Origin of the sequence: Riemerella columbina DSM 16469, from assembly GCF_000374405.1 — a bacterium.
Classification (GTDB): domain Bacteria; phylum Bacteroidota; class Bacteroidia; order Flavobacteriales; family Weeksellaceae; genus Riemerella; species Riemerella columbina.
Genome location: NZ_KB894262.1, coordinates 126,727 through 132,726 on the forward strand (window position 1 = coordinate 126,727; position 6,000 = coordinate 132,726).

Here is a 6,000-nt window from a genome sequence, read left to right on the forward strand (position 1 = left end):
ATGGTTTCGTGCTTTTTCTTTTGGATTAAAAACCGTATTTTTGCACAAATAAAATTTGAAAATGTTAGAAAACATTGAAGCCTATTTAACGGAAGTTGCACAATTTCAATCTTCAAACCCTGAAGAAATTGAACAATTTAGAATTAAATTCAGTGGTAAGAAGGGAATCATCAATGCTATTTTTAACGAGTTTAAGCAAGTGCCTGGTGACCAAAAAAGATTGTATGGTCAGAAAATCAACACGCTAAAACAAGCGGTAGCTGAGAAACTAGAGCAATTAAAATCGGCAACGGCTACTCAAAAAGTAGTGGAGAAAGAAGACTTAACGCGTCCAGGTTATCCATTGGAACTAGGGTCTAGACATCCTATCAATTTGGTAAAAAATAGAATCATCGAAATCTTTAAATCCATTGGTTTTGATGTCGCTGATGGTCCAGAAATTGAGGACGATTGGCATAATTTTACCGCTCTTAATTTACCAGAATATCACCCCGCTAGAGATATGCAGGATACATTCTTTATTGAGCAGAATCCAGGTGTTTTGCTGAGAACGCATACCTCATCTGTACAGATTCGGTATATGGAAAATAATGAACCACCAATGCGTATTCTTTCGCCAGGTAGAGTGTTTAGAAATGAGGCCATTTCTTCCCGTTCGCACTGTATTTTTCACCAAATAGAGGGATTATATATTGATGAGAAAGTGAGTTTTGCTGACTTAAAGCAGACCATTCAGTTTTTTACGACCGAGCTTTTTGGCAAGTCTAAAATCCGTATGCGTCCGTCTTATTTCCCATTTACAGAGCCAAGTGCTGAGGTAGATGTGTATTGGGGCTTAAACTCAGAAACTGATTACCGTATTACCAAAGGAACGGGTTGGCTAGAGATTATGGGATGTGGTATGGTAGACCCTGCGGTACTTCAAAATGTAAATATAGACCCCGATAAATACAGTGGCTATGCGTTTGGAATGGGGATTGAAAGAATTGTAATGCTCTTATACCAAATGAGCGATATCCGAATGTTCTTTGAGAACGATATCCGAATGCTAGAACAATTTAAATCGTTATAAAAATAAAAATGGCTCATCAAAATTTTGATGAGCCGTTTGTGTTATTGAGCCTTTCTTCTTTTAAGTTCACTTTCTATTAATGAAAGTTCTCTACCAGTTTGTCCAGCCACAGAAGTGTTTTCTTGGGCTCTTCGGGTAAGGTAAGGAACTACATCTTTTACAGGACCGTAAGGCAGATATTTACAAGCGTTATATTTTTCGTTGCCTAGAAAATAAGTGATATTATCACTCATTCCATACAATTGTCCGAAATAAATTCTATGGTCGTTATGTGCCAAGTTTTTAGACTTCATTTCTTCCATTACAATTTGGGTCGAGCGCTCGTTATGCGTTCCAAAAAAGGCAGAAATCTTATCGAGGTGTTGCATTACAAAATCTATCGCTGCATTGTAGTTGTCATCGGTGGCTTGTTTGTTGGGTTGGATAGGTGAGGGGTAGCCCATTTCTTTGGCACGCGCTCTTTCTTTTTCCATATAAGCACCTCTTACAAATTTATAGCCCAAATAGTAACCTTTTTCCGTAGCGCGTTGTAAGTCGGCTTCTAGATATTCTAATCTTCCTGTGCGGTACATTTGTATGGTATTCCAAACGATGGCTCTTTCTTTGTTGTATCTCGCTTTCATTTCGTTTACCAAATCATCTACGGCGGACTGAATCCAAGTTTCTTCGGCGTCCACCATTACGATTACATTCTTTTGATGTGCCAATTGGCAAACCTCTTCATAGCGTTTTACCACGCGTTGCCATTCGGCTTGCTCTTCTGTGTTTAAGGTTTTTCCCGCTTGTACATCGGCGTATAAATCCAACCTACCAAATCCTGTTGGTTTAAATACTACAAAAGGAATGGCAGGGTTACCTTCAGCGTAGAGGATATTTTGTTTTATTTCGTGGCAAGTATGGTCAAAAGTGGCTTCCTCTTCTTTACCTTCAATGGCATAGTCGAAAATACTGCCGATGTGGTGTTGGTACATTGCATTGACTACTTTCTGACTTTGTTCTCTGGTTTCGCCACCACAAAATTGTTCAAAAAGGGTATTTCTAACGATATTTTCTACAAAAGGAAAATTATTTTTAACGGTAAAATTCAAAAGTTTTATCCCAATATTGGTCATACTCGGGTATTGAATCATAGTAAACATCCATTTGGCTTTTTCCAATTGAGCCGTAGTTTTATCCGCAAAAGCGACTTTAGTATCGTTGAAAATATTCATGTTTTAAATCCGTTTTTATTTTTCGCAAATTTAAACATACTTCTTTAATCTTAAAACAAAAAATTCATAATTATTTAACCTGAAAAAAATCAATTTTTAAAGCTAAAAAAAGCGATAGACTATGGCTATCGCTTTGTAATATAAAAATTCTATCCGTGGTTACATATAGTTTTTGATTGGGGCGCAAGTACAGATTAAGTTTCTATCGCCATACGCCTCATCTACACGAGATACCGAAGCAAAGAATTTATGCTCTCTTACCCAATCCAAAGGATATGCTGCACGCTCTCTGCTGTAAGGTTTATCCCAATCATCGGAAATGATGACTTGCTCAGTATGTGGTGCATTTTTCAAAAGGTTGTTGGTTTTATCGGCTGTGCCTTCTACCACTTCGTCTATTTCTTTTTTAATGGAAATAAGCGCTTCTACAAAGCGGTCTAGTTCTTCTTTGCTTTCCGATTCGGTAGGTTCTATCATTAGTGTTCCTGCTACTGGGAAACTTACTGTAGGAGCATGGAAGCCATAGTCTATCAAACGCTTAGCAATATCTGCTACTTCTATTCCTGCCGATTTGAATGGTCTAAAATCTACAATACATTCGTGTGCCACTCTACCATTTTTATTAGCATAAAGAATAGGATAGTGTTCCTTTAGTCTATCTTTTAAATAATTGGCATTAAGGATGGCATGTTCTGTTGCTTTTTTCAAACCTTCGGTGCCTAGCATTTTGATATAAGCATAAGAAATATTTTGTACTAAGGCAGAACCGTAAGGTGCCGAAGAAATGGCATCAATAGATGCTTCGCTACCGATTTTGATATTCGGGTTGCTTGGTAAAAATGGAACCAAGTGTGCCGCTACGCAAATAGGACCCACTCCAGGACCACCACCACCATGAGGAATGGCAAAAGTTTTATGTAGGTTGAGGTGACAAACATCTGCACCGATAAGTCCAGGGCTAGTAAAGCCGACTTGGGCGTTCATATTGGCACCGTCCATATAGACTTGACCGCCATGGTCGTGGATGAGCTGTGTAATGTCTTTAATGTTATCATCAAAGAAGCCGTAAGTAGAAGGGTAGGTAATCATCACGGCAGCAAGGTCATTGCTGTGTTTTTCGGTTTTGGCTTTTAAGTCTTCAAAATCGATTTCGCCATTTTCTAGATTTTTAACCACCACGACTTTCATTCCTGCAATCACGGCAGAGGCAGGGTTAGTTCCGTGTGCCGACTGTGGAATAAGGACGATATTTCTATGGCCCTCACCACGCGATTGATGATAGGCTCTAATGACCATTAAGCCTGCATATTCGCCTTGAGCACCAGAGTTAGGTTGAAGTGAAGTCCCTGCAAAGCCTGTAATCTCGGCTAAATCTTTTTCTAGCTCACTGATCATTAATTGATAACCGCCTGCTTGCTCCATGGGTACAAATGGATGTACTGCTCCCCATTCTGCCCAAGAAAGTGGCAACATTTGTGTCGCGGCGTTGAGTTTCATGGTACAAGACCCCAAAGAAATCATAGAATGTGTAAGCGATAAATCTTTTCGTTCTAAACGCTTAATGTATCGCATCAATTCGGTTTCGGTATGGTATTTATTAAAGACTTCTTCTTTTAAAATATCGTCTGTTCTCAATAATTCGCTAGGAATTTGGTAGGTGTCTTTAATATTAATTTTAAAACTCTGTTTTGCTTTAAAATTAGCAAACGCATCTACTAGTTTTTGAAGTTTTGGCTCTATAGACGCTTCATCTACAGAAAGGCTTACAATTCCTTCGGTAAAATAGTTGAGGTTGATGTTTTGTCCTCTCATCAGCATCATTAGCGCTTGTTTTTCATCTTCGCTCAGTCTGATTTTTACGGTATCAAAAGAAGGCTCTTCTACCACATCGTAACCTAAAATTTTTAGGCATTCTTCTACGGCATTAGCTCTATAATGGATTTTATCTGCAATAGCGGCTAAACCTTTTGAACCATGATAAACACAATACATTCCTGCCATTACGGCTAATAAAACCTGTGCGGTACAAATATTAGAAGTGGCGCGTTCTCTTTTGATATGTTGCTCTCGGGTTTGTAACGCCATTCTTAAGGCTCTCTTACCATACATATCTTGCGATACCCCGATGATTCTTCCTGGAATATCTCTTTTGTATTGTTCTTTACAAGCGAAAAACGCTGCGTGTGGTCCACCATAGCCCATTGGAATTCCAAATCTTTGGGTAGTTCCTACTGCACAATCAGCGCCTAAGCTGGCAGGTGATTTTAGTTTAACTAAGGCTAAAGGGTCGCAAGCTACGGCAACTTGTATTTGGTGTGTTTTATATTGAGCAATTGTTTCGGTATAGTCGATAACGATGCCATTTTTGCCAGGGTATTGTAGTAATGCCCCGAAGAAAGTATCGTCTACTAAAGAGCCATCCTTATGGTCACCTACCACGATGTTTATTCCTAAGCCTTCTGCTTTAGTTTTGAGTACGGCAATGGTTTGTGGAAAGACTAAGTCGGAAACAAAAAAGCGAACCACGCCGTTTTTCTTTTGGTCTTTGGTTCTGCTTTCAAAAAACATATGCATGGCTTCTGCAGCGGCAGTTCCTTCGTCTAGTAATGAGGCGTTAGCCAGTGGAAAACCCGTTAATTCCGAAACTACAGTTTGGAAGTTTAGTAAGGCTTCTAATCTACCCTGTGCAATTTCTGCTTGATAAGGGGTATAAGCGGTGTACCAACTTGGATTTTCAAAAATATTTCTTTGTATCGCCGAAGGCATAATGGTATTATAATAGCCAAATCCGATATAAGTATCGAATAAATGATTTTTACTGGCTAATGTCTTAGAATGCAAAAGCATTTCGTATTCCGATAAGGGTTCTGAAATGCTTAATTCTTTTTCTGCTCTAATTTCACTAGGGATGGTTTGGTTGATGAGTTCTTCTAAAGAAGACACTCCAATTTTCTCTAGCATCGCTTGTGTATCCTGCTCGTTGAGGCTGATGTGGCGATGAACAAAGGCTTGTGTATTCATGTAATAAGTTTTAGATTTCGTTTGGAATTTTAAGTCAGTAAATTTACAATTTTTAATTGATTTGGCAAGAGGGAAATTATTGTAGTGATGTGAGAATGTACTAATGGTTTAGAGATTAGAGGCTAGAACTTGGAATTTAGACAATAACAGTCATAGGCAATAAGCAGCAGGCAGAAAGCCACTCAACTCTCTTCACTCATCCTTCAAAACTTGCTTTAGGCATCAAGCAGTAGGCTATAAGCAATAAGCTACTCAAAACTCTTAACTCTTCACTTTTAATTTATAATTTATAATTTAGCATTTATAATTCTTCTAAAATCTAATATCCAAGTTCTAATTTCTAAATTCTCTTGCACAATAAAAAAATTATTGTACCTTTGTCGCCGTTATGACACGCAATACCAGCAACATAAAAAAAAATCAAAAAAACCACCCAAATAATTTGGTAGTTTCAGAAAATTGTGTAAACACACACACACACACACACACACACACACACACACACACAGGTTAATTCCTGCGTAGCGCGCGTATTATACAACTTTTTTTCGAAAAAAGAGATTAGAGGTGAGAGCTTAGAACTTAGTTTTTTGACGGCTATATGCCGTAGGCTAAAGGCTTCAGGCAATCACTCAAACATCGCTTTATGCAGTAAGCCGAAGGCTATAAGCCACTTATCACTTAAAACTCATCACT

The 6,000-nt window shown here is 38.4% G+C and carries 3 protein-coding genes; 1 reads left to right on the forward strand and 2 read right to left on the reverse strand.

Annotated elements, in window-relative coordinates:
• The first annotated feature begins 61 nt into the window (after window positions 1-61).
• Window positions 62-1,072, forward strand: coding sequence for a phenylalanine--tRNA ligase subunit alpha (gene pheS, locus C237_RS0110185; protein ID WP_018676391.1), 1,011 nt, complete (start codon window positions 62-64; stop codon window positions 1,070-1,072).
• A 41-nt stretch (window positions 1,073-1,113) separates the two neighbouring features.
• Here the strand turns inward: pheS and C237_RS0110190 are convergent, their stop codons facing one another.
• The gene (locus tag C237_RS0110190; RefSeq protein ID WP_018676392.1) at window positions 1,114-2,283 is read right to left on the reverse strand and encodes a proline dehydrogenase family protein; all 1,170 of its coding nucleotides are present in this window, start codon (window positions 2,281-2,283) and stop codon (window positions 1,114-1,116) included.
• Window positions 2,284-2,442: 159 nt separating this feature from the next.
• Window positions 2,443-5,304 (reverse strand): aminomethyl-transferring glycine dehydrogenase, encoded by a 2,862-nt coding sequence (gene gcvP / locus C237_RS0110195; protein WP_018676393.1) that lies wholly within the window; start codon window positions 5,302-5,304, stop codon window positions 2,443-2,445.
• Window positions 5,305-6,000: the final 696 nt, after the last annotated feature.